At 55.4% G+C, this 23,212-nt stretch carries 23 protein-coding genes and 1 tRNA gene; 12 read left to right on the forward strand and 12 right to left on the reverse strand.

What is annotated here, in order from left to right:
- The first annotated feature begins 22 nt into the window (after positions 1-22).
- Positions 23-1,330, forward strand: coding sequence for a uracil/xanthine transporter (locus HMPREF3178_RS21095; protein WP_004099755.1), 1,308 nt, complete (start codon positions 23-25; stop codon positions 1,328-1,330).
- Positions 1,331-1,351: 21 nt separating this feature from the next.
- On the forward strand, positions 1,352-2,497 hold the full coding sequence (gene glxK, locus HMPREF3178_RS21100) for a glycerate 3-kinase (protein ID WP_004111068.1): 1,146 nt from the start codon (positions 1,352-1,354) through the stop codon (positions 2,495-2,497).
- 217 nt (positions 2,498-2,714) lie between these two features.
- Here the strand turns inward: glxK and allE are convergent, their stop codons facing one another.
- From allE to allD, 3 genes are read right to left on the reverse strand one after another with little or no spacing between them, the layout of a single operon-like run.
- Positions 2,715-3,497 (reverse strand): (S)-ureidoglycine aminohydrolase, encoded by a 783-nt coding sequence (gene allE / locus HMPREF3178_RS21105; RefSeq protein WP_004111069.1) that lies wholly within the window; start codon positions 3,495-3,497, stop codon positions 2,715-2,717.
- Positions 3,498-3,507: 10 nt separating this feature from the next.
- Positions 3,508-4,743 carry an allantoate deiminase gene (allC, locus tag HMPREF3178_RS21110; protein ID WP_004099758.1) on the reverse strand — a complete coding sequence of 412 codons (1,236 nt, stop codon included), beginning with the start codon at positions 4,741-4,743 and terminating at the stop codon, positions 3,508-3,510.
- A gap of 21 nt (positions 4,744-4,764) precedes the next feature.
- Entirely contained in the window at positions 4,765-5,814 is a 1,050-nt protein-coding gene (allD, locus tag HMPREF3178_RS21115) for an ureidoglycolate dehydrogenase (RefSeq protein WP_004111070.1), read from the reverse strand.
- Positions 5,815-6,129: 315 nt separating this feature from the next.
- Between allD and HMPREF3178_RS21120 the strand changes: the two genes are divergently transcribed.
- From HMPREF3178_RS21120 to HMPREF3178_RS21135, 4 genes are read left to right on the forward strand one after another with little or no spacing between them, the layout of a single operon-like run.
- Positions 6,130-7,797, forward strand: coding sequence for an acyl-CoA synthetase FdrA (locus HMPREF3178_RS21120; RefSeq protein WP_004099761.1), 1,668 nt, complete (start codon positions 6,130-6,132; stop codon positions 7,795-7,797).
- A 9-nt stretch (positions 7,798-7,806) separates the two neighbouring features.
- Positions 7,807-9,066 (forward strand): YlbE family protein, encoded by a 1,260-nt coding sequence (locus HMPREF3178_RS21125; protein WP_004099762.1) that lies wholly within the window; start codon positions 7,807-7,809, stop codon positions 9,064-9,066.
- A 9-nt stretch (positions 9,067-9,075) separates the two neighbouring features.
- Entirely contained in the window at positions 9,076-9,879 is an 804-nt protein-coding gene (locus tag HMPREF3178_RS21130) for an oxamate carbamoyltransferase subunit AllH family protein (protein ID WP_017146472.1), read from the forward strand.
- Between the two features lie 9 nt (positions 9,880-9,888).
- On the forward strand, positions 9,889-10,782 hold the full coding sequence (locus HMPREF3178_RS21135) for a carbamate kinase (protein WP_016808732.1): 894 nt from the start codon (positions 9,889-9,891) through the stop codon (positions 10,780-10,782).
- 263 nt (positions 10,783-11,045) lie between these two features.
- Here the strand turns inward: HMPREF3178_RS21135 and purK are convergent, their stop codons facing one another.
- The 5 genes from purK to ppiB all read right to left on the reverse strand — a co-directional run bounded on the left by purK (position 11,046) and on the right by ppiB (position 14,371).
- Positions 11,046-12,113, reverse strand: coding sequence for a 5-(carboxyamino)imidazole ribonucleotide synthase (gene purK, locus HMPREF3178_RS21140; RefSeq protein WP_016808734.1), 1,068 nt, complete (start codon positions 12,111-12,113; stop codon positions 11,046-11,048).
- Positions 12,110-12,619, reverse strand: coding sequence for a 5-(carboxyamino)imidazole ribonucleotide mutase (gene purE / locus HMPREF3178_RS21145; RefSeq protein ID WP_004111077.1), 510 nt, complete (start codon positions 12,617-12,619; stop codon positions 12,110-12,112). Before purE ends, purK begins: the two co-directional genes overlap by 4 nt.
- 96 nt (positions 12,620-12,715) lie before the next feature.
- Positions 12,716-13,045 carry a hypothetical protein gene (locus tag HMPREF3178_RS21150; RefSeq protein WP_004099771.1) on the reverse strand — a complete coding sequence of 110 codons (330 nt, stop codon included), beginning with the start codon at positions 13,043-13,045 and terminating at the stop codon, positions 12,716-12,718.
- 105 nt (positions 13,046-13,150) lie between these two features.
- Positions 13,151-13,873, reverse strand: coding sequence for a UDP-2,3-diacylglucosamine diphosphatase (lpxH, locus tag HMPREF3178_RS21155; RefSeq protein ID WP_004099773.1), 723 nt, complete (start codon positions 13,871-13,873; stop codon positions 13,151-13,153).
- A gap of 3 nt (positions 13,874-13,876) precedes the next feature.
- Positions 13,877-14,371 carry a peptidylprolyl isomerase B gene (gene ppiB, locus HMPREF3178_RS21160; protein ID WP_004099775.1) on the reverse strand — a complete coding sequence of 165 codons (495 nt, stop codon included), beginning with the start codon at positions 14,369-14,371 and terminating at the stop codon, positions 13,877-13,879.
- Between the two features lie 173 nt (positions 14,372-14,544).
- Between ppiB and cysS the strand changes: the two genes are divergently transcribed.
- Positions 14,545-15,930: a cysteine--tRNA ligase gene (gene cysS / locus HMPREF3178_RS21165; RefSeq protein WP_070585494.1), complete on the forward strand. Its 1,386-nt coding sequence runs from the start codon at positions 14,545-14,547 to the stop codon at positions 15,928-15,930.
- Positions 15,931-16,224: 294 nt separating this feature from the next.
- Here cysS and ybcJ read toward each other — a convergent pair whose 3' ends face one another.
- Complete coding sequence (ybcJ, locus tag HMPREF3178_RS21170; RefSeq protein WP_004099787.1) at positions 16,225-16,437, reverse strand: ribosome-associated protein YbcJ; 213 nt, start codon at positions 16,435-16,437, stop codon at positions 16,225-16,227.
- A 1-nt stretch (position 16,438) separates the two neighbouring features.
- Positions 16,439-17,305, reverse strand: a complete 867-nt coding sequence (gene folD / locus HMPREF3178_RS21175) for a bifunctional methylenetetrahydrofolate dehydrogenase/methenyltetrahydrofolate cyclohydrolase FolD (protein WP_004099791.1) — start codon at positions 17,303-17,305, stop codon at positions 16,439-16,441.
- 342 nt (positions 17,306-17,647) lie between these two features.
- On the opposite strand from folD, the gene HMPREF3178_RS21180 reads away from it, so the two are divergent.
- A tRNA-Arg gene (locus tag HMPREF3178_RS21180) sits at positions 17,648-17,724 on the forward strand.
- 234 nt (positions 17,725-17,958) lie between these two features.
- Entirely contained in the window at positions 17,959-18,642 is a 684-nt protein-coding gene (locus tag HMPREF3178_RS21185; protein WP_017146448.1) for a hypothetical protein, read from the forward strand.
- Positions 18,643-18,989: 347 nt separating this feature from the next.
- Here the strand turns inward: HMPREF3178_RS21185 and HMPREF3178_RS32035 are convergent, their stop codons facing one another.
- Entirely contained in the window at positions 18,990-19,121 is a 132-nt protein-coding gene (locus tag HMPREF3178_RS32035) for a hypothetical protein (protein WP_257020572.1), read from the reverse strand.
- A 548-nt stretch (positions 19,122-19,669) separates the two neighbouring features.
- Between HMPREF3178_RS32035 and deoD the strand changes: the two genes are divergently transcribed.
- From deoD to HMPREF3178_RS21200, 3 genes are all read left to right on the forward strand, one after another.
- Positions 19,670-20,377 carry a purine-nucleoside phosphorylase gene (deoD, locus tag HMPREF3178_RS21190; RefSeq protein WP_016808742.1) on the forward strand — a complete coding sequence of 236 codons (708 nt, stop codon included), beginning with the start codon at positions 19,670-19,672 and terminating at the stop codon, positions 20,375-20,377.
- Between the two features lie 35 nt (positions 20,378-20,412).
- Complete coding sequence (gene tsgA / locus HMPREF3178_RS21195) at positions 20,413-21,576, forward strand: MFS transporter TsgA (protein ID WP_004099812.1); 1,164 nt, start codon at positions 20,413-20,415, stop codon at positions 21,574-21,576.
- An 84-nt stretch (positions 21,577-21,660) separates the two neighbouring features.
- Positions 21,661-22,482 carry a nucleoside-specific channel-forming Tsx family protein gene (locus HMPREF3178_RS21200; RefSeq protein ID WP_004099814.1) on the forward strand — a complete coding sequence of 274 codons (822 nt, stop codon included), beginning with the start codon at positions 21,661-21,663 and terminating at the stop codon, positions 22,480-22,482.
- Positions 22,483-22,514: 32 nt separating this feature from the next.
- Here the strand turns inward: HMPREF3178_RS21200 and HMPREF3178_RS21205 are convergent, their stop codons facing one another.
- Positions 22,515-23,201 carry a Crp/Fnr family transcriptional regulator gene (locus HMPREF3178_RS21205; RefSeq protein WP_004099815.1) on the reverse strand — a complete coding sequence of 229 codons (687 nt, stop codon included), beginning with the start codon at positions 23,199-23,201 and terminating at the stop codon, positions 22,515-22,517.
- Between the last annotated feature and the right edge of the window lie 11 nt (positions 23,202-23,212).

Here is a 23,212-nt window from a genome sequence, read left to right on the forward strand (position 1 = left end):
GGCGCTTTTTCAGGATTCAATCATGGTGGTATTTCCGCTCAATAAACGAAACACCCTGGCGGGATTTCAATGGTTCTTCTTTATTTTCTGCAACACCGTCGTGGTACCGCCGACATTACAGTCTGCTTTTCAGCTGCCCGCCAGCGCGCTGATTACGCTGACTCAGTACGGTTTTATCACCACCGGGCTGGCCTGCCTGGCGCAGGCGCTGCTGGGCCATCGTCGGGCGATTATGGAAGGGCCTACGGGACTATGGTGGAGCACTATCCTGACCGTCACCGTCGGTGAAGCCGCGCGCGGCACTCCATTTGCCAGCATTGCGTCAAGCCTGGCGGTTGGCATCTCTCTGTCGGCGATATTCACCATCATCATCGGCGTGAGCGGCATCGGTCACCGCCTGGCGAAGCTCTTCAGCCCGACGGTCATGGTCTTTTTTATGCTGCTGCTCGGCGCGCAGCTCACCACGATCTTTTTTAAAGGCATGCTCGGGCTGCCTTTCAGTTCGACCCAGGCTAACGTGGGCGTTCAGCTGGCGCCGTTTAGCCTGGCGCTGGCGGTGATGCTGTTGGTGCTGGGGATGATCATTTTTCTTCCGGATGGCATTGCTCGCTATGCCCTGCTGTTTGGCACCCTCGTAGGCTGGGCTGGCTGGTACCTGCTGTTTCGCACTCCGCCCGCCACGATGGCATCCGGGCCGATTCACTGGCAGTGGTTTCCACTTGGCTACGGCGGGGAGCTACGCCCCGGCATTATTTTGACGGCGCTGCTGGCGGGGCTGGTGAATATTACGAATACCTACGGCGCAATTCGCGGTAGCGACGTTTTTTATCCCCAGCAGGGCGCCAGCAATACCCGCTACCGACGAAGCTTTATTATCTCCGGCCTGATGACCTTAATAACGGTTCCGCTCAGCGTGGTGCCGTTTTCGCCTTTTGTTTCATCGATAGGTTTATTAACCCAAACTGGAGAGACTTCTCGCCAGCCGTTTATTATCGGCTGCCTGTGCTGCCTGCTGGTGGGACTATTTACGCCGCTGACCCACTTTTTTACCACGCTGCCTTTGCCGATTAGCAGCGCGGTCATGCTGGTCTCCTATCTTCCGTTGTTATATTCCAGCTTATCTTTCAGTAAACAAATCACCTTCACCGCACGAAATATCTACCGGCTGGCGCTGCCGTTATTTATCGGCATCTTTTTAATGGGCCTGCCGCCGGTCTATCTCCAGACGCTGCCCCTGACAATTCGACCGCTATTAGGCAACGGCTTATTAATCGGCGTGCTGCTGGCGGTGGTGATGGAAAATCTCATTCCCTGGGATCGTATTAAGTAATGACATTAAAAAGGATGAACCATGAAAATAATTATTGCACCGGACTCTTTCAAAGAAAGCGTAAGCGCCAGCCGCTGCGCCCAGGCGATTAAGGCGGGCTTTACCTCTATTTTCCCGCAGGCAGAGTGCATCTGTCTGCCGATCGCCGACGGCGGCGAGGGGACGGTGGAGGCAATGGTTGAGGCCACCGAGGGTAAAATGGTGATGCTGCCGGTCATGGGGCCGATGGGCGATTTTGTCGGCGCTTTCTATGGCCTGAGCGGCGACGGACACACCGCGTTTATTGAGATGGCGGCGGCCAGCGGACTCATGCTGGTTCCCCCCGACGAACGCAACCCCCTGCAGGCCACCAGCTACGGCACCGGTGAGCTGATTCGCCATGCGCTGGACGCCGGCGTCCGTCACATAATTCTCGGTATTGGCGGCAGCGCCACGGTGGACGGCGGAATGGGGATGGCTCAGGCGCTGGGAGCACGCTTTGTTGATGAACGCGGCGAGAGCGTCGGCCTCGGCGGCGGAGCGTTAGAGCGGCTGGTCAACGTTGATTTACGCGATCTCGACCCGCGGCTTCGCGAGTGCCGGATTGACGTAGCCTGCGATGTGGATAATCCGCTGCTCGGCGAACGCGGCGCGGCGGCGGTCTTTGGCCCGCAAAAAGGGGCCTGCGCAGGCATGGTCGCCGTTCTGGAGCGCGGTTTAGAAAATTACGCTCAGGTGCTGCTGGCGGCAACCGGTCAGGATGTGACGGCGATGGTCGGCGGCGGCGCGGCCGGCGGGATGGGCGCGGCGGCTCGCGTATTCCTTAACGCCACGCTGAAATCGGGCATCGATATTGTGCTGGAGGCGGTTCATCTGGAGGAGGCGCTGCGCGATGCGGACCTGGTGATCACCGGCGAAGGGCGTATGGATTCGCAAACCGTCAGCGGCAAAGCGCCGGTTGGCGTGGCGCGGATCGCCAAAAAGCACGGCATTCCGGTTATCGGCATCGCCGGCGTGCTGGGTGACGGCGTCGAAGCGGTGCATCAGCATGGTATTGATGCGGTCTTTAGCATTCTTCCCGCGCTGGCGCCGCTGGCCGAGGTGCTGGATCGCGGCGAGCAGAATCTTTACGCCTGCGCGCGCAATATCGCCTGCGCCATCAAGCTTGGCCAGACGCTGCCTGCCTGAATAAAAAATGCCACGGTTCACACCGTGGCAAAATCCAACATAGCTAAACAAAAAAGTGAATTCTGGGCGTTTGATAACCAACCTGTTTTGAACACTGCGCCCGCTTTTTAGCGGCTGGCGCCTTACCCGGCCTACGAAATTGACGATAGCAAAAAGTTGTACTGAATCCGTAGGCCCGCGTCAGCGGGCAATAGTAACGTTTGCAGCTTGTCAGCCATCAGATCTCAACGTCGCGGTTGCAGTCTTTTGAATAGATGTAGCTGAACGTTTCCCGTCCGACGCCGTATCCCGCCTGCAGGGAGTAAGCGCCCATAAAGATATAATCGCCTTGCTTGACCGGAACCCAGCTGTTGTCGAGGTTATACACTCCCTGGCCGGAGAGAATATAGGCGCCATGCTCCTGGACGTGGGTTTCAATGTAGCCGTGGCTGGCCCCCGGTGCGAAAGAGAGAATATGCATATTCATATCGAAGCCCAGCTCTTTTGGCAGGAAATCGATCAGAATAACGTCTTCCATTCCTTCATAATGAATACGCTCCAGCTGGCTGACGTTGCCGGTGACCAGATAAGGCGCATGGCCCTCTGTCGGAATATAGCGGCGCTTATAGAGGAAGAGCTGGCTATCGGCTGAATGGTTATTACTGAAAGTCATCCGCTCACCCGGCGGGCAGTAAAGATAACCGCCTTCGGTCAGCGCGAAGGATTTACCCTGAGCCCCGGCGATGATTTCTCCCTTAATCACATACAGGAAGGTTTCGATGCCTTCGCCGCCAAAACCGCTTTGATGACCGCCGTTTTCATGCAGCGTGACCAGATAATCAACAAAGGTGGCGCCTAATTTCGGCGTTGACAAAATAGTCACATCGCAATGTTCAAAACCCGGAATAACGTTCTTGACCAGACCGTCTGGCGTCAGCAGCGCGTAATTGCCGTGGCGCACGATGGAACGGCTGGCCAGTAAATCATCGCGATAGCCAAGCACATTATTTAAATAACCCATGATCGTTTCCTTATTCAGTCCAGGCCAGTTGATGCAACATTAAGGCGAGCGTTTTTACGCCTTCCGCCAGATCCTCGATATGCGTGCTTTCCGCCGGGTTATGGCTGATGCCTTTGATGCTCGGCATAAAGATCATGCAGGTCGGGAAGCAGGGAGCGAATATCTGCGCGTCGTGTCCCGCGCCGCTGTGCATCACGCGGAAATTCACCTTCTCTTTTTCACAAAGCGCGGTGAGCTGGGCCACCAGCTTCTTATCCATGGGAACCGGAGCCTCATCCATCCACAGGTCGATCTCAATGCCGATATCCATCTCCTGGCAGATCCGCCGCATATCGGCCTCAATGACCTCAGTAAATGCCGTTAACTCCAGAGCATCGGTATGGCGGCAGTCCATAGTGAAGACGGTTTTGCCCGGTACCACGTTGACGGTATTCGGCTGCGGGTCGACTTTACCGAAGGTGAGCACCAGCGGGTCACCGTGGGCTTTTGCTTTGGCGATAGATTCGCAGCAGATACGGCTAAAGGCGTGGACGGTATCGCGACGGTAGCCCATTGGCGTCGTGCCGGCATGGTTAGACTCGCCGGTGAGGGTGATGGTGTAGCGACGCTGTCCGACTATGGCGTTGACCACGCCGATAGACTGCTTGTTGGTTTCCAGCACGCGACCCTGCTCAATATGCAGCTCTACGAAGGCTTTAATATCCCGGCGCGGTGCCAGCGGAGCGGCGGGTAGGCTGAAACCGCACTGCTTCATGGCATCGATAAACGCCACGCCTTTAGCGTCTTTAATTTCGCGTACGTCCGCTGGATTAGCGATGCCGACGATATTTTTGCTGCCCCAGAAGACGTAAGGGAAGCGGCTACCTTCTTCTTCCGCTAACGCCAGCACTTCCACGGTGCGCAGCGGCGCCCCGTAGGTCTCTTTTAGCCAGCGAACCGCCAGCCAGGCCGCCAGTGCGCCGAACTGGCCGTCAAGATTGCCGCCGTTAACGACGCTATCAATATGCGAACCGCTGAGGATAACCTCATCGGGAAAGCGCGTGCCGGGCAGGCGACCATAGAGATTGCCCACTTCATCAAAGCGCGTTTCCAGTCCGCTTTCGCTCATTCTTTGTTTGAATGCCTGCTGCGCCTGCAGCCATTCTGGCGAATAGAGCAGGCGGGTTATGCCCCCGGTCGGGTCGGCGCCGAAAGAGGAAAGCCAGGGCAATGTCTCTTCTATTGCCTGTCGAAAATAATGAGCCATACGCAACTCCTGTATTTTAATTTATTGAGCAAACGGGGAATTGGTTTCATAAGAGCGGTTATATAAAGCGTCCGAAACCAGATAGTCATAAATCTCATCAACGATCTCGATACCGTTGACGGCGCTGTTTTTCTCATTGATATCCAGGTTCTGCCCGGGGTAATACACCTGGTTAAATCCGGGCGCTGGCGTAATGGCGTTTAATTCACGCATGGTGTCGCTGATATGCTGGCGGAATAGCGCGCTGGAGGAGAAAAATGCCGGGTTGATGACGATATGCAGCTGGCCCAGCTCGCGTCCCTGGCTCAGATTGTCGTACATAGAGCTGACCTGGCGGCCGAAGGGGAGGTTGAGCAAAATGCCGGAGAGGATGTCGATCATCATCATCAGGCCGTAGCCTTTCGGGCCGGCTGCCGGAAGCAGGGCGTGAACGGCAAAAGGATCGCGGGTCGGCGCGCCGTTTTTATCCACCGCCCAGCTATCGGGAATGGTTTCATGGCGCGAGCGGGCGTCGAGAATTTTCCCCCATGCCTGCACCGTGGTGGCCATGTCGAAGGTGATGATATCATCGCCCTCGCCGGGCGCGGCAAAGGCCAGCGGGTTGGTTCCGTAATAGATTTCCGCCCCGCCAAAAGGCACGACCATCGGGTCTGACTGGCACAGCGAAATCCCGATTAGCCCGGCGCGGGCGGCCTGCCGGGTGAAGTAAGAGATCGCTCCGCTGTGGCCCATACGCCGGATGCCGACCACGGCCACGCCGTTTTCCCTGGCCAATTCTATCGCGTGCTCCATGCCCATTTTGGCGGCCACCTGACCGGCGGCATTATCGGCATGCAAAATACCGCTGCAGGGGCCGTTCTTTTCAAAGGTGAAGGTGGGATGACGATTGGTTCCGCCTTTTGAAATACGTTCCGCATAATATTCAACGCGAACCGCGCCGTGCGAATGAATACCCCTGGCATCGGCATAAACCAGTACATCGGCAATGATATCCGCGTGATTGCGAGTAAGCCCTGCTGTATTCAGCTTATTGGCAATAAGCTGATGAAGTGTTTCCCGACTGACTTTCATCTGTCTTCCTTTTAACGACGGTGTAGAGCCTGACTGCCAAATAAAATACGGGGAAAATAAACTTAAATTGTGATCTGTATTGGTAAAAATAGTTAGTTAGATTTTATTTAATAATCACCGTGGGTTTGTCAGAGGGGACCCGGTTAATCTATTCATTAAAAAACTCGGGCTAATGCCTTCGGCTTTATTTGAAAGCGTCTTGTAATAATTCTCATGTGATTCCGGTCACGCCGTCGATAATTTTATCCCGTTAGCCTGATGGCAGATTAACCATGCTCATTCAATTGCAATGGGTGCAATTATTGGGGAGTTATTATGATCCATGCCTTTATTAAAAAGGGCTGTTTCCAGGATTCGGTCAGCTTAATGATTATTTCACGCAAGCTGAGCGAGTCGGAAAATGTCGATGATGTTTCAGTCATGATGGGCACACCGGCAAATAAATCGCTGTTGGAAACGACCGGGTTCTGGCACGACGATTTTGCCAGCGCGACGCCAAATGACATTTGCGTGGCGATCCGCACCGATTGCGCGGATGCGTCGGTTACGCAAATGATCGCTGCCCGTCTTGATGAGGCCCTTACCGCCCTGGCGCAGGGGAGCGGGCAAAGTCAGAGCCTGAGCGTGGTTCGCCGCTGGCAAAGCGCAACGCAGAAGCTACCGCAGGCCAATATGACCTTAATTTCCGTTGCCGGGGAGTACGCCGCGGAGCTTGCCCATCAGGCGCTCAGCAGCGAGAAAAACGTCATGATCTTCTCCGACAACGTCACGCTGGAAGATGAAATCGCGCTCAAAACCCGCGCCCGTGACAAAGGGCTGCTGGTCATGGGGCCGGACTGCGGCACCGCCATGATTGCCGGCACGCCGCTGGCTTTCGCCAACGTTACGCCGGAAGGCAACATCGGCGTTATTGGCGCGTCCGGCACCGGTATTCAGGAGCTGGTCTCGCAGATTGTCCTCGGCGGCGAAGGGATCAGCCATGCGATCGGTCTCGGCGGCCGCGATCTGAGCGCCGAAGTGGGCGGCATCAGCGCGCAAACGGCGCTGGAAATGCTGACCCAGGATGCGCAGAGCCAGGTGCTGGCCTTTGTTTCTAAACCTCCCGCCGAAGCGGTGCGTCTGAAGATCATCGCCGCCATGAAGCGCAGCGCGAAACCGGTGGTGGCGCTATTTCTCGGCTATACGCCGCCGATCGCCCGCGATGAAAACGTCTGGTTCGCCCGCACGCTTGACGAGGCCGGGCGTCTGGCCTGCCTGCTGGCGCGAGTGGGGCGGCGTCAGGCAAGCCTTCCCGCGGTGGCGGGCAAGCAGATTCGCGGCTTATACACCGGCGGTACGCTGGCTGCTGAATCCGCAGGATTGCTGGCAGAACGGCTGAACATTACCCCTGATGCGCATCACCCGCAGGGCATGATGCTCGACGCGCAGGGGCACCGGGTCGTCGATCTTGGTGACGATTTTTACACTGTCGGCCGTCCGCATCCGATGATCGACCCCTCCCTGCGCAACCAGCTGATTGCCGAACTTGGCGCGGAAACTCAGGTTGGCGTACTACTGCTGGACGTGGTGATTGGCTACGGCGCCACCGCCGATCCGGCCGGCTCGCTGGTCGAAGCATGCCAGCGGGCGTGGGCGACCAGAGCCGACGATAGTCCGCTGCACGTTATCGCGACGGTGACCGGAACCGAAAGCGATCCGCAGTGCCGCTCCCGTCAGATTTCAGTCCTTGAAGATGCGGGGATCGCCGTGGTCGATAGCCTGCCTGAAGCCACCTTGCTTGCCGCCGCGCTGATTAGCCCGCCGCGGAAAGCCGCTCCTGCCCCGCGCGCCGGCCTGCTGGACGGCGTGTCGGTGATTAATGCTGGCCTGCGCAGCTTTGCGCTCGATTTACAGACCGCCGGAACGCCGGTTGTTCACTATCAGTGGGCGCCGATTGCCGGTGGGAATAAGAAACTGGCTCGTTTATTAGAACGTTTGCAATAAGAGGTCTCTATGTTTACATCAGTGGCGCAGGCCAATGACGCAGTAATAGAACGAATTCGTAATGCACGTCCGCACTGGCTGGATGTGAAGCCGGCGGGTTCTTTAATCGGGGCGCTGAATCAAAACAAAACGCTGCTCCACGCCGGGCCGCCGATGCGCTGGCAGGAGATGACCGGTCCGATGAAAGGGGCCTGCATTGGTGCCTGCCTGTTCGAAGGCTGGGCGCAGGATGAGAAAACGGCCCACGCGATGCTGGAAAACGGCGAGATTACCTTTATTCCCTGCCACCACGTTAATGCCGTAGGGCCGATGGGCGGTATTACTTCGCCGAATATGCCGATGCTGGTCGTGGAGAACATCGCCGAAGGTAACCGCGCGTATTGCAACCTGAACGAAGGCATTGGGAAGGTGATGCGTTTCGGCGCCTACGGCGAAGATGTGCAGCAGCGCCTGCGCTGGATGCGCGATGTGCTGATGCCCGTTCTCAGTGCGGCGCTGAAACAGATGACGCGCGGCATTGATCTCACCGCGATGATGGCGCAGGGCATCACCATGGGCGATGAGTTCCACCAGCGCAATATCGCCACCTCCGCGCTGCTGATGCGCACGCTGGCACCGCATCTGGCGCGACTCGACCACGACAAACAACAGATCGCCGAAGTGATGGATTTTCTCGCCATCACCGATCAGTTCTTCCTCAACCTGGCGATGGCCTACTGCAAATCAGCGATGGATGCCGGGGCGCAGATCCGCGCCGGCAGTATTGTCACCGCGATGACCCGCAACGGCGATATGTTCGGTATTCGCGTTAGCGGACTGGGCGACCGCTGGTTTACCGCACCGGTGAATACGCCGCAGGGGCTGTTCTTTACCGGTTTCTCTCAGGAACAGGCCAACCCGGATATGGGCGACAGCGCCATTACCGAAACCTTCGGCATCGGCGGCGCGGCGATGATTGCGGCGCCGGGGGTGACCCGCTTTGTCGGCGCTGGCGGAATGGAGGCGGCAAAATCCGTTTCGGAGGAGATGGCGGAAATCTTCCTTGAGCGCAATATGCAGCTGCAGATTCCTGGCTGGGATTTCCAGGGCGCCTGTCTTGGACTGGATATTCGCCGGGTGGTTGAAACCGGCATTACGCCGCTCATTAACACCGGGATCGCCCATAAAGAAGCGGGGATCGGCCAGATTGGCGCCGGAACCGTCAGAGCGCCGCTGGCCTGTTTCGAGCAGGCGCTGGAAGCGCTGGCGGACGAACTGGGCGTGAGCTGAGGTAGCGCGATGGAGAGGATTCGTCCGCTGATAGGCAGCGTCGATGCGCCGGATCATCGCCAACCGTGGCGAACCGGCGGCCTCTGGCGGCGCACCATTAACATCTATGTTGTAGGCGGCGCGCTGCTGACGCTGCATCATCGGGGGCAGGGCGTGAGCCCCGGCGGATGGGTTGTTCGTCATCGCGATTTTATCCGGCTGCACGCGGCGCTGCGGACGGGGGCGTCGCCGATAGCGCGGAATGACGGTATTCAGGTCGGCGATCTTTTGCTGATGCCGCCGCGCAGGCGCTGCTCCCTGCGGCTCCGCTGTCAATCCGTAAGCGCTTATCTCTCGCCAGCGCTGATGAGTCGACCGGAGGAGACCGGGCTGTTCGGGCCGCTGTCGCAGGCTATCGAACTGCGGCAGCATCCCGAGCTGCGCCAGCTTCGCCACTGTTTTGCCTCCGCGCTGGCCGGCAACGCCGTCGACTGGCGGCTGTGGCTGGGCAAGGGGCCGGGCCTGACGCCCAGCCTGGACGACATGCTGATCGGCATGATGCTGGCGGCGTGGCGCTCGGGGCGCATGTCACCCTGCGGCGGAAAGGCATTTTTTCGCGCCTCCGGCGATCTGCGCGCGGCCACCACTCAGGTGAGCGTCAACTATTTACGCTACGCCAGCGAGGGGCGCTTCGCTTCGCCGCTGATGCATTTTGCCTGCGCCCTGCAACGTGGACGACGTCTCGAGCCCGCCGTCGAAGCGCTGCTGGCGATGGGGCATACCTCCGGCGCCGACACGCTTCTGGGATTCTGGCTGGCGCAACATCTTATCTAAGGACTTTTTATGAAAACGCTGGTTGTTGCCCTTGGCGGCAACGCTTTATTACAGCGCGGGGAAGCGCTGACCGTAGAAAATCAGTATCGCAATATCGATAGCGCGGTTCCCGCGCTGGCGCGTCTGGCGCAGACGTATCGGCTGGCCATTGTGCACGGCAACGGGCCGCAGGTGGGTCTGCTGGCGCTGCAAAATCTGGCCTACGGCGACGTTGAGCCCTATCCGCTGGACGTGCTGGTCGCGGAGAGCCAGGGCATGATTGGCTATATGCTGGCCCAGCGCCTGGCGCAGGAATCACTCATGCCGCCGGTATCGACGGTGATGACCCGCATTACAGTCTCGTCAAACGATCCGGCCTTTTCGGCGCCGGAGAAGTTTATTGGTCCGGTTTACGATCCGGAGCTGCAAAAACGGCTGGAAGATGAGTACGGCTGGAGGATGAAGCGCGACGGTAAATATGTGCGTCGGGTGGTTCCTTCGCCGACGCCGGTGAGGATTGAGGAGAGCGAGTCGATTGAGCGTCTGCTGGGTGAGGGGCACGTGGTGATATGCTGCGGCGGCGGCGGAATTCCGGTGCTTGAGAGCGGGCAGGGCGCAGAGGCGGTGATTGATAAAGACCTCGCTGCCGCGCTGCTGGCGGAGCAGATTGATGCCGATGGCCTGGCGATCCTGACCGACGCGGATGCGGTATATGAACATTGGGGCACCCCCATGCAGCGACCGATCCGCGAAGCGACGCCGGAAGAGCTGGCGCCTTTTGTCCGCGACGACGGCGCGATGGGGCCGAAAATCGCGGCGGTAAGCGGCTACGTGCGCCGTCGGGGCAAGCGGGCGTGGATTGGGGCGCTGTCGCGTATCGATGACACCCTTGCCGGGCTGGCGGGAACCTGCATTAAGCCCTGATGCACAGGTAAAATCACGCGCCGAAGCAGACGCTGAAATATCCTGCGCTCTTTCCCCGGGGGCGGCGCTCGACGCGCCTTGCCCGGGCTACATGTTCGTGCGGTTTGCGGATTTTGTTGAATGGCTACGGGGCAAATGATGGTTGGTCTGGTAGCCCGGCTAAGGCGCAGCGCGCCGCAAGCCGGGATTCTGACGAAGGATTATGGCAGAGAGGTAGCCCGGGCAGGTGCGCAGCACCGCCTCCGGGACTATGGAGAGCTGGATTACGCCAGCTGCGCCTGCGCCCAGAATACACCGCTGGCGTATTCCGGCGGCAGCAGCGGCTTCAGCGCTTCCAGCGTCGCGCTCAGGCGATCGGTATCGCTGTCGGTCAGGTTCAGGTGACCGACTTTACGTCCCGGACGCACCTCTTTGTCGTACCAGTGCAGATGCACCAGCGGTAGCTTCAGCCAGTCATAGTTGAGATCGGTACCGATCAGGTTGATCATCACCGACGGGCTGTTGACCACCGGCGGCGGCAGCGGCAGATCGGTAATCGCCCGCAGATGAAGCTCAAACTGGCTGATGGACGCGCCGTTCTGCGTCCAGTGGCCGCTATTGTGCACGCGTGGCGCCAGTTCGTTAATCAGCAGACCATCAGCGGTGACAAAACACTCCATCGCCATCACGCCAACGTAGCCCAGCTCATTCATGATCGCCGTCAGCATCTGTTCGGCCTGCGCCTGCTGGCGGGCGTTGGCCTGCGGAAAGGCGACGCTGGCGCGTAAAATACCGTCCTGATGCAGGTTGCGGGTCAGCGGATAGAAGACCGTGCTGCCGTCCCGGGCGCGTGCGCCGACCAGCGACACTTCGGCGGAGAAGTTAATCCCCTGCTCAACGATACACTCGCCGTAGTTATCATCCGGCAGCTGCGCGGTTTCATTTTCCCGCAAACGCCACTGACCGCGGCCATCATAGCCGCCGACGCGGCGCTTAACGATAGCCAGCTCGCCGAGACGGGCGAATACCGTCGGCCATTCGCTTTTCTCCGCCAGAAGCTGCCACGGCGCGGTAGCGAGCGCCAGCTTATCGAACAGCTGCTTTTGCGTCAGACGGTCGGCGATAACCGGAAAAACGTCGCGGTTGACGAAGGCGGAATGACGCGCCAGCTCGCGGGTCAGCGCCGTTTCCGGCCAGCGTTCAATCTCTGCGGTAATCACGCTTTGCTGTACCGGCACTGCTTCCGGGTCGGCTTCGAGACCGACCGGCCAGACCGCAATACCCAGCGGTTCGCCAGCCTGGCGCAGCATTCGGCCTAGCTGGCCGTTACCGAGAACGCAAACTTGTTTCATGCCGCACCCCGCGGATCCGGGTTATCCAGTACTTCATCGGTTTGCGCCTGGCGCCAGGCGCTGAGGCGCTGGTGCAGTTCCGCATCGTGCTGGGCGAGGATCTGCGCAGCCAGCAGGGCGGCGTTGGCGGCACCAGCTTTACCGATAGCCAGCGTACCAACCGGGATACCGCGCGGCATCTGAACGATGGAGTAGAGGCTGTCTACGCCGCTCAGCGCTGCGCTCTGCACCGGCACGCCCAACACCGGCACCAGCGTTTTCGCCGCAATCATGCCCGGCAGATGCGCCGCGCCGCCCGCACCGGCAATAATCACCTGAAAACCATTGTCTTGCGCGCCTTCGGCGAAGCTGAACAGTTTATCGGGGGTGCGGTGGGCGGAAACCACTTCGACATGGTACGGAACGTTCAGGGCATCAAGGATTTCTGCGGTAAACTGCATGGTAGCCCAGTCGCTTTTGGACCCCATCACGATGGCGATACGCGCCGAATTATTGCGGGAAGACATGCGTCTTAAAACTCCTGTGGGTGTGTTGCACACTGCTTTAGAGGCCACAGAGAATAGCATGAACTCCCGGCAAGGAAAACGGTTGCGTGCGCATGGCTAGCCCTCTTTTGTCTCGTCGTGACTGGGGGCAACGCGCCGGTTATGGGCGGTGGTCGCGCTGGCAAAAAAGGTAAAAACCAGCACCACTCCCCAGGGCAGCATAAGAATGCTCATGACCAGCATGTAGATTTGCACAAAGCGCTCATCGTGCGGCCGCGTACAAAGCAGATAAATCGCGTAAAAATAGAGGATCCAAAGTAGCGCTGCGATTCCCAGCACGGTCAGCGAACCGAAGTAGATAAACACCAGGCCAAAATAGCTGGCGGTAATCGGGCCGATGACGGCGATAACCATGCCCCAGATTAGGGGCTGACTCCATTTTTGCATGCTCGTTCCTTGAGTGTGGTTTGCTGGAAAATTAACCTGGGGTTAAACGTCAGGACAGCCATTCTGCTGCCTGAAGTGCTTTTTCGGAATAGTGCTTGCTGGAACTCAGAAGGGGAACTGAATCAGTTCGACCTTTTCGGCCGTCACTTTGACCATGGAGCCTTCGTGATGCCATGCGCCCAGAACCACGCGATATGCGGATTGACCGTTGGCTTCTAGCGGATGGACGGCAGGACGGTGCGTATGCCCGTGAATTAGCCATTGAACGTGATGTTTTTCCATAACGTCAACGACCGCCTGTGGATTCACATCCATAATTTCCATCGACTTGCTGCTGTTGGCCGCTTTGCTGTCGGCGCGCATTCTGGCAGCGATACGGCGGCGGATAAACAGCGGTAGGGCCAGAAACAGGCGTTGGATCCAGGGATTGTGCACTTTCGCGCGAAACGCCAGATAGCCGGCATCGTCGGTGCAGAGGGTGTCGCCGTGCATAATCAGCACTTTGCGCCCGTAGAGGTCGAGAAGCTTCTCTTCCGGCAGCAGGGTCATGGCGCTTTCGCGGGCAAAGCGCTGACCGACGAGAAAATCGCGGTTGCCGTGAAGGAAGTAGCAGGGGACGCCGGAATCGGCCAGCGCTTTCAGCGCTGAAGCAATTTGCCGATGCAGCGGGTTGGGATCGTCATCGCCGATCCAGGCTTCAAACAGGTCGCCGAGGATATACAGGGCGTCCGCCTTGCGGGCTTCCCCCTGTAAAAAGCGCAGAAAACCGGCGGTAATCGCCGGTTCTTCCGTTTGCAGATGTAAATCCGCAATAAAAAGTGTCGCCACGAATTATTCGCTGACGGTGACGCTTTTGATCACAACATCTTCTTTCGGCACATCCTGATGCATGCCGCTGCGGCCGGTGGCGACCGCTTTGATTTTGTCGACCACGTCCATACCCTCAACGACTTCTGCGAATACGCAGTAGCCCCAACCCTGCAGGCTTTCGCCGGAGAAGTTCAGGAAGTCGTTATCGGCGACGTTGATGAAGAACTGCGCGGTGGCGGAGTGAGGCGCCTGAGTACGGGCCATCGCCAGGGTGCCGCGGGTGTTTTTCAGACCGTTGTTAGCTTCGTTCTGAATAGGAGATTTGGTGGTTTTCTGATTCATGCCCGGCTCAAAACCGCCGCCCTGAATCATAAAACCGTTGATGACACGGTGGAAAATGGTGTTGTCGTAGAAACCTTCACGACAGTAGTCCAGGAAGTTTTTAACTGTTTCCGGCGCTTTGTCGTCAAACGTCTTGATTACGATATCGCCATGATTGGTGTGGAAAGTAACCATTTTTGCATCCTGTTCCGATGATTGTGGTGCCTGCACCCGGTGTCGGGTGAGATATAGGGGGCTGTTATAGCATAACCGCGAGGTTGGATCACCTTGCAATGTGTGCTGCTTCGGGGTTGAATTAAGGTTAGAATACGCGACTTATATCCACACACGTCTACACGGAATCTTCGATGTTAAAAATTTTTAATACACTGACGCGCCAAAAAGAAGAATTTAAACCTATCCATGCCGGGGAAGTTGGCATGTACGTGTGTGGTATTACCGTTTACGACCTCTGTCACATCGGCCATGGCCGTACCTTCGTCTCCTTCGACGTGGTTGCGCGTTATCTGCGTTTTTTAGGCTACAAGCTAAAGTATGTGCGCAACATCACCGACATTGACGACAAAATCATCAAGCGTGCCAATGAAAACGGCGAGAGCTTTGTTGCGCTGGTGGACCGCATGATTGCCGAGATGCACAAAGACTTCGACGCGCTGAATATCCTGCGCCCGGATATGGAGCCGCGAGCGACTCATCACATTGCGGAAATTATTGAGATTACCGAGCAGCTGATCGCTAAAGGCCACGCGTATGTTGCCGACAACGGCGACGTTATGTTCGATGTCCCAACCGATCCGAACTATGGCCAGCTGTCGCGTCAGGATCTCGACCAGCTGCAGGCCGGCGCGCGCGTTGATGTCGTTGACGTCAAGCATAATCCAATGGACTTTGTGCTGTGGAAAATGTCGAAAGAGGGCGAGCCAAGCTGGCCGTCGCCGTGGGGCGCGGGCCGTCCAGGCTGGCACATTGAGTGTTCAGCGATGAACTGCAAACAGCTGGGCAACCATTTTGATATTCACGGCGGTGGTTCGGATCTGATGTTTCCGCACCATGAAAACGAAATCGCCCAGTCCACCTGCGCCCGCGACGGCGAGTACGTGAACTACTGGATGCACTCCGGGATGGTGATGGTTGACCGCGAGAAGATGTCAAAATCGCTGGGCAACTTCTTTACCGTGCGCGACGTCCTGAAGTTCTATGACGCGGAAACCATTCGCTACTTCCTGATGTCCGGCCACTATCGCAGTCAGCTGAACTACAGCGAAGAGAACTTAAAACAGGCGCGTTCCGCGCTGGAGCGTCTGTATACCGCGCTGCGCGGAACCGATAAAACCGCAGCGCCGGCCGGCGGCGAAGCGTTTGAAGCGCGCTTCATTGAAGCGATGGACGACGATTTTAATACTCCGGAGGCTTATTCCGTGCTGTTTGATATGGCGCGTGAGGTTAACCGCCTGAAAACCGAAGATGCCGCCGCGGCCAACGCGATGGCGGCGCATATGCGTAAGCTCTCTGCGGTGCTCGGTCTGCTCGAACAGGAGCCGGATGCCTTCCTGCAGAGCGGCGCGCAGGCGGACGACGGGGAAGTGGCGGAAATCGAGTCTTTGATTCAGCAACGTCTGGACGCGCGTAAAGCGAAAGATTGGGCGGCGGCGGATGCCGCGCGTGACCGTCTCAATGAGATGGGCATCGTGCTGGAAGATGGCCCGCAGGGTACCACCTGGCGCCGTAAGTAGTCTCATTCTCTCTTTTTAGCCGGGGCCATCCCCGGCATTTTTTTGCCCTGACTCAGGCTAAGAAACGAAGCGCGGTCCTGATTTCGCCTTCGCACGCTCCCAACCAGCGGCTGAAGCGTTCGTCGGGGAGAAGTGGTGTCAGGCGGAAGTGCAGGTTGCCGGAGGCCGCCAGGGGACCGGCTGTGCTACAAAGGACGTGGTATCGGAAGATGGCGGCGCTGACTGAAGTGCAGGAAAACGAGAGACCATCTGTCGGGATGGGGGGACAGGCGCCGGTTGCGGCGCCTGAACGTTTTACTCGGTAACGGTAACGCTCTGACCTTCAAAGCTGACCGTCTGACCGGCGACGATTTTACAGCGTTTACGGGTTTCCACCGCACCGTCGACTTTGACCAGACCGTCGGCGATAGCGATTTTAGCCTGCGCGCCGCTTTCGCTCCAGCCTTCCAGCTTCAGCAGATCGCACAGTTCAACGTGCGGGTGTTTGCCTAAAGAAAAATTCGCCATCTCAGGCCTCCTGAATATCGTGATACTCTTCACACGCCTGCAGCGTGTTCTGAATGAGCGTGGCTACGGTCATCGGGCCGACGCCGCCGGGAACCGGCGTAATGTACGACGCGCGCGCGGCGGCATCTTCATAAACGACATCGCCAACCACTTTGCCGCTTTCCAGGCGGTTAATCCCGACATCGATCACGATCGCGCCTTCTTTAATCCACTCGCCCGGAATAAAGCCCGGTTTACCTACAGCCACAATCAGCAGATCGGCGTTTTCAACGTGATGACGCAGGTTTTTGGTAAAACGGTGGGTTACGGTGGTAGTACAGCCTGCCAGCAGCAGCTCCATGCTCATCGGGCGTCCGACGATGTTGGAGGCGCCAATGACCACCGCGTTCAGGCCGTAGGTATCAATGTTGTAACGCTCGAGCAGCGTGACGATCCCGCGCGGCGTGCATGGACGCAGGCGCGGGGCGCGCTGGCACAGGCGGCCAACGTTATACGGGTGGAAACCGTCAACGTCTTTGTCCGGCGAAATGCGCTCCAGCACTTTGACATTATCAATGCCGGCGGGCAGCGGCAGCTGAACCAGGATGCCGTCGATAGCGCTATCCGCATTCAGGGTGTCGATAAGTTCCAGCAGCTCTGCTTCGCTGGTGGTTTCCGGGAGATCGTACGAGCGGGAGACGAAGCCTACCTCTTCACACGCTTTGCGCTTGCTGCCGACATAAATCTGCGATGCCGGGTTGCTGCCGACCAGCACGACGGCCAGGCCTGGTGCTCGAAATCCGGCCGCCACGCGAGCCTTCACTTTTTCCGCAACCTCAGAGCGTACCTGCTGCGCAATCGTTTTACCGTCAATAATTTTTGCTGCCATCAGAGAGAGGATTCCATCTGTATCTTTACGAAAGGGGGATGGCGATATTTTGTCAGAAGCCAGCCTCGCTGTCAGTCTTCGTTTAAGATTTTATCTTGCTTTGGTAAGGCGACCGCTGCAATCCCTGCATAATCCTGCCGCGAGCGAAGCCAAAAAGCGCATGGAGTCGAAAGCAAAGTTACCGTGCATAAACATAAGGTTGAATAAACTTTATACTCCTTTCGCAGCTAAACCAGGCAGGTTGCACAGACAACCGCAGTTTCGCGGCAAAATACATTGACTCATCAGGCGTGGACCGTATAATTCCGGCGATTGCACATCACGAAGCTCCCGCTTCTCAATGCGCCCTTAGCTCAGCTGGATAGAGCAACGGCCTTCTAAGCCGTAGGTCACAGGTTCGAACCCTGTAGGGCGTACCATTTTGCAGTAAACAGACGTTATTCTACGTCTTTTTTTATGCCCTAAATTCAGTAGGTTGGCTGATTTCTGTGCGATAAGGTCGTTTATTATTCTGCCTGCTTAGCCATTATTCAGCCCTATCTGCTGGCGGAACACTACGTTGTTTTGACCAGCACAAAAATCTTTTACTTTAAATCTCTCCCCTGTATTCTGTGCAGCTGGATTTCTCCCAGCGACAATTCGCAGAGATACCCATGGCCCGCAATCATGTTCTCTTCACCTCACTTTCGCGCCGTAAACGTCGGAGCGCGACTCTCAAAATCAAAAATCTTATCTACAAAGAGCGTGCTGTCTGGGGCGGCGTCTTCTATGACGAATGCGAACATGATGCGGCAGTTGCCAGCGGGGGCTGGACCTGGAGCGATATAGTTTTTCTCGGTCGTGACCCAGCCGTTTTCTGGAATGCGGAGATCATCACGGCGAATGTGGCTTTTAGCGATGAGATAGAAGAGGCTGCTTTCAATGAGGCGCTATTGCGGCTTGACGCTGCCAGCCAGCGTCAGGCAATGCATCTCGATTTCATACCAGATATTAATCGCGATGGAAAAACGATTAGCTATACATGGGGACGAAAGCCTCAACTGAATGACTCGCAGCTTGAGGGATTATCCATAAGTGATTTTGCCGATAAACGTGCGCGAGAAATTGCGCGTACTAATCCACCGCCAGTTTATTGCGGTTACCGCATATTGCCGGGCTACGCAGCAGGAATCGGCTTGAAAATGGTGGTTGACGCTGAAGTGCTCAGTCGGAGTGTAATTGAAAGCGCTATTGCTGATTTTCTCGCTCGCGGAGAACAAAACTGGTTTTCTGACGTGCCTGCCCTTGTCCACTACATTGACAATATCTACTGCAAACCGCTTAACGAGGCATCCTGAGCGAGTCAATATGGCCCCATTGAACGCCAAAATGACTTTCTTCATATCCACGCGGTTGATGACCGCGCTCAATATGAGGAAGAACCATGGCAAGAACCCGTGCGGAACGACGCCATCACATGCGTCGCATGAGGCATAAACGGCGAAACGACAACGCTGTGCGTAACGGCAGTCCAAAAGATCAGGGGCGCCACTATACCACTCCATGTTGTTGTTCCTGTTGGATGTGTGGGCACAAGCGTGACTGGTACGGACCAGGCATACAGGAGCAGCGCGCGCAGGCAAAATATAAGGAGGACATATGAGGTAACTATCCATAGCAGGAACCTTTAATGTCTGTTTTTAATTCACGAAGAGACCGCGATCGTAACGGTAAACCCAAACCACATTGCCATGTTGGCTATCCAGGGTTCGAAGGAAAGATGATGCACCATCGTCATCGCGCTTCCTGGCTTTGGCCCGACTTTAACACTTGTCATTGCCCGTCGACCTGGACGCGTATGTTTATGACCAGACCCCGTCGGGCGAAGGAGTTCGTAGCGCTCCGGCGAATCATGAAAGGAGGCGATCCTGACGGGATCTTATTTCCTCATCGCTCCAGGCCCTACGTGTACTATTACTGAGTCCGGTTTTTTTCCTTAAGGACGCAGAGTGCTGACAAAGCCCTGGCAGAAAAGCCGGGGCTTTCATCTTATTATTATTCTGAATCCGGACGTTATTATAGCGCTGTGGGCCACGCTTCATTATTCCCTGGCGTAAATCTCAAGGGAGTAGAAGGAGGGCTTCGTATCGAGAATAACAATCGTTTCAGAACGTCCCCGGATCTATGTAGCAAAAGGAGCTGTCTTTTCCGAATATGCGGATGCGTCTTTTTATTATTTGTAAAGCCGGGATATTCGTGCCGCTTAAAAGAATAACTCTCAAAAATGAGAAGCCGATCGTTTGAGCAGGACTTTTGTCCTCCGTACCTGACTTACCGCAGGATACACTTTCAGCATATCTTCACTAATAAAATTCTGGAGCTGTTATGACTGCACATATTAATGCCAAATCCGGCGATTTTGCTTCAACTGTTATTATGCCTGGCGATCCCTTGCGCGCTAAATTTATCGCTGAAAATTATCTGCTGGACTATCGGGAAGTGACGAACGTTCGCAATATGCTGGGATACACAGGTTATTATTTCGGGCAGCCTGTATCGGTGATGGGACATGGAATGGGAATACCATCAATGACGCTTTATGCCCATGAACTGGTTAATGACTTTGGCGTTAAGAGAATCATTCGCGTAGGCAGCCTGGGGGCGACTCAGCAGCATGTTAAAATGCGTGACATTATATTGGCTGTTGCCGCCGGAACAGATTCTATCACCAACCTGAAACGCAGTTCAGGTTATTCAATGGCGACATCCGCTGATTTTAAACTGTTGCATCAGGCATGGTTGATTGCGCAAAAAAGTGGCATTGATATAAAAGTTGGCAACGTCTTTAGCGGCGATCTCTATTACGACCCGGATGAAAATCTGATCCCTGCGCTGGAGAAGTTTGGAGTGCTGGGGATTGATATGGAAGTTGCCGGTCTTTATGCCTTAGCTCATCAGTTTGCAATTGAAGCTCTTGCCATTTTAACGGTCTCCGATCATTGCCTCACCGGAGAAGAGACCACAGCTGAAGAGCGGCAGTTAACTTTCAATAATATGATCGAGCTGGCTCTGAATACGGCGATTACAGCTTAGCTCTTGTTCAATTGACACCAGTAGGGGTGTTTTATATGAAAAATAAACTCTCACTTACCCTAATTAGCTTTCTGGCGAACTTTATTATGGCGGGGTTTGCCAGCCAGTTTGGCATGCTGATTGAGCCCATTGCAGAGCATTATAATGCGGATATCAACGCGGTTGCGTCTATTTTCTCTTTACTCAACGGAGGAGCCCTGGCAGGGACGATAGCGGCATTTTTCCTTATTGAAAAAATCGGCGTAAAACGCATGACGCTGATGATCTACTCCGTGGTTTTCCTTTGCGCGCTGGCGATGCATGTAAGCAGTGAACTGTGGTCTGTTATGGTGGCGATGACCCTGGTGGGGCTCTGCGGCGGCATTGGCCTGTGCGTAGCGGGTACCATCGTGGTTTCCGTTTGGCAGGACCGTATCCAGAGCACGATGCTGGTGGTCCAGGATGCCACCTTCAACGTTGCGGGCGTGATCTTCCCGCTGATCACCACCTTTGCCCTGACGCACAACATGTCATGGAGCTACAGTTACCTGAGCGTCGGTATGGTGGCGCTTGTCACGCTGGGGATTGTGGCCCTGACCCGCTTCAATGCCTGTGAAGCAGCGCCCTCTTCGGGCCCCTCAGACGCGGTAAAATCCGAATGGAACCCTGGAATTATCAGCGGCGGGATTGGCCTGTTTCTTGGCATGCTGGCGCTTTATACCTTCCTGACATGGGCGCCGCTGTTTGTGAAAAACAAATTTGGCATTCCCTTTGAAGAGGCTGGAAACATCATTACTCAATATTGGGGAGCTGCGCTGGTGGGGGCATTAGTTTCAACCGGTATTGTCGCCCGGGTGAAGATACACTATTTTTTGTTGAGCATTATTTTACTGGCCTGCGTCATTACGACGATTATCGTCACTAAAGAAACGCTTTCTGGCTTAGATTACCTGGCTTACAGCTATGGCTTTGTATGTGCAGCGCTTTACAACTCGTTTATTGCCTATGGCGTATCCTTTGTTAAACGCGCCAGCAGTCAAAATGTATCTTATATATTAATTAGCGGAAGCGCGGGCGCCATGTTTAGCCCGGCGATCAGCGCGTTAATGGAAAAAACGATGGGACTGCAGAAAATCATGTATGCGATACCTGTTTTATATTTCATTATTTTTGTCATGCTGGTGGCTACCCTTAAATTAAAACGTAAAGTAGTACAATAAAACCATCTCTCTTTTCAGTTTAACTTTGCGGAATTGCTCCATTGCAGGAGTAATAAGGCTCAGGTTTTATCAAAGGAATGGAATATGTTTAATGCCAAAAAAACATTATTAGCAATGATAATTAGCGTTGGCTGTTCTCAGGCAATAGCAGCTGACTATCGTGACGGCAATATCAGAAAGAATGACTTTAGCTGGATGCAAATGAATCTTATGCAGAGCGTGGATGCTAAAGTCCCATACGGAATTCGCAACGATACCTATCTTGAACTTGAGTTTGGCGCGCGCTCGGGTATTGTCGATCTTTACGGCTATGTTGATATTTTTGACATCTTTGACAGTAAACATGACGATCGCCATGGCGGAGATAACTTTTTTGCTAAGATATCGCCGCGTTTTTCACTGGATGCCATTTTTAACAAAGATTTATCCGTCGGCCCATTCAACGAGTTTTATATCGCAACGGTCAATAACATTGGCGATCGCGAATTATTTGAGCACTATATAGGGCTTGGTACGGATGTGAAAGTCCCGTGGTTCGGGATGGTAGGGATGAACGTCTATGCTCACTATGTACGGGAAAACTATGGCGCCGAAAACGAAGGCAAGTGGGACGGATATATGTTCTCCACGAACTGGTCAACCCCCTTTTACCAGTTTGCCAATGGTAGCTATTTAAATTACCAGGGGTATTTCGATTATCAGTTTGCGGCGAATAAAAATAGCGATCGGTCGCTTTACAGTAACAATGCGATTGAATGGTATAACGGTATCTACTGGCATACGGAAAATTATGCCGTAGGTTACGGCTTGAAATATTTCCGCAATATGGCGTTGATGCAAAACCACGGCGGCGCAGGCCGTACAACCGGGCTTGGGCACTACTTTAGTCTCACCTGGAAGTTTTAATTGGATATGAATGGCGCGCCGTCTCCGGCGCGTCATTCAGCAATATCGTTGCCGAGAAACTTCCGCAACCCATCAAGATCCTGAATTGCAATGCCTTGTTTAGTTCGTACTACCAGTCCGGCATCAATCAGCGCTTTAACCGCGCGGCGATAAACGCGGTCGGTGGTGCCGAATCTTTCCGCTTCCTGATAATTCTTACTGAATCCATCCATTGGCTGTTTGTTCAGGTGCTGCCGGTAGAGGTCATAGGCAACATTATGAACGATGGGGTAGAGCATGCGATGCAAGAAGATTTCCAGCATATCCTGGTAGTCTACCGCCATGGCGCTGGCAAAAAATATCGCCAGTTTAGGATGTTGATTCAATGCTTCTTCGAGCCGCTCGCAGCTGCATACCGCAACGGTAAGTGGTTCCTCTGCTACGATATCCAGCTGACAGCGATAGCCTGTGAAAAACTCCATTTCACCAAAGAGTTGCTCATCGCATTCCATTGCACCCAGCTGGAAGCGACGGCCGTTTTCCGCGCTGTAACGCAGAGATATTCTGCCCGATTCGACCATGATTAAGCGGTCAACAACCTGGCCCTGATGATAAAGATGCTCATTTTCGGCAATAAGCTGCTTATCTGAGAGTAGCTCGCGAAACGTTCTCTCGATAAATGCATCATCCTGTTGCCAAATGCTATGAAAACGACCTTTGGTGAGTGGTTTAAGCTGCATATTTTGCTATC

This window comes from Klebsiella sp. HMSC09D12 (genome assembly GCF_001808475.1).
GTDB lineage: Bacteria > Pseudomonadota > Gammaproteobacteria > Enterobacterales > Enterobacteriaceae > Klebsiella > Klebsiella oxytoca.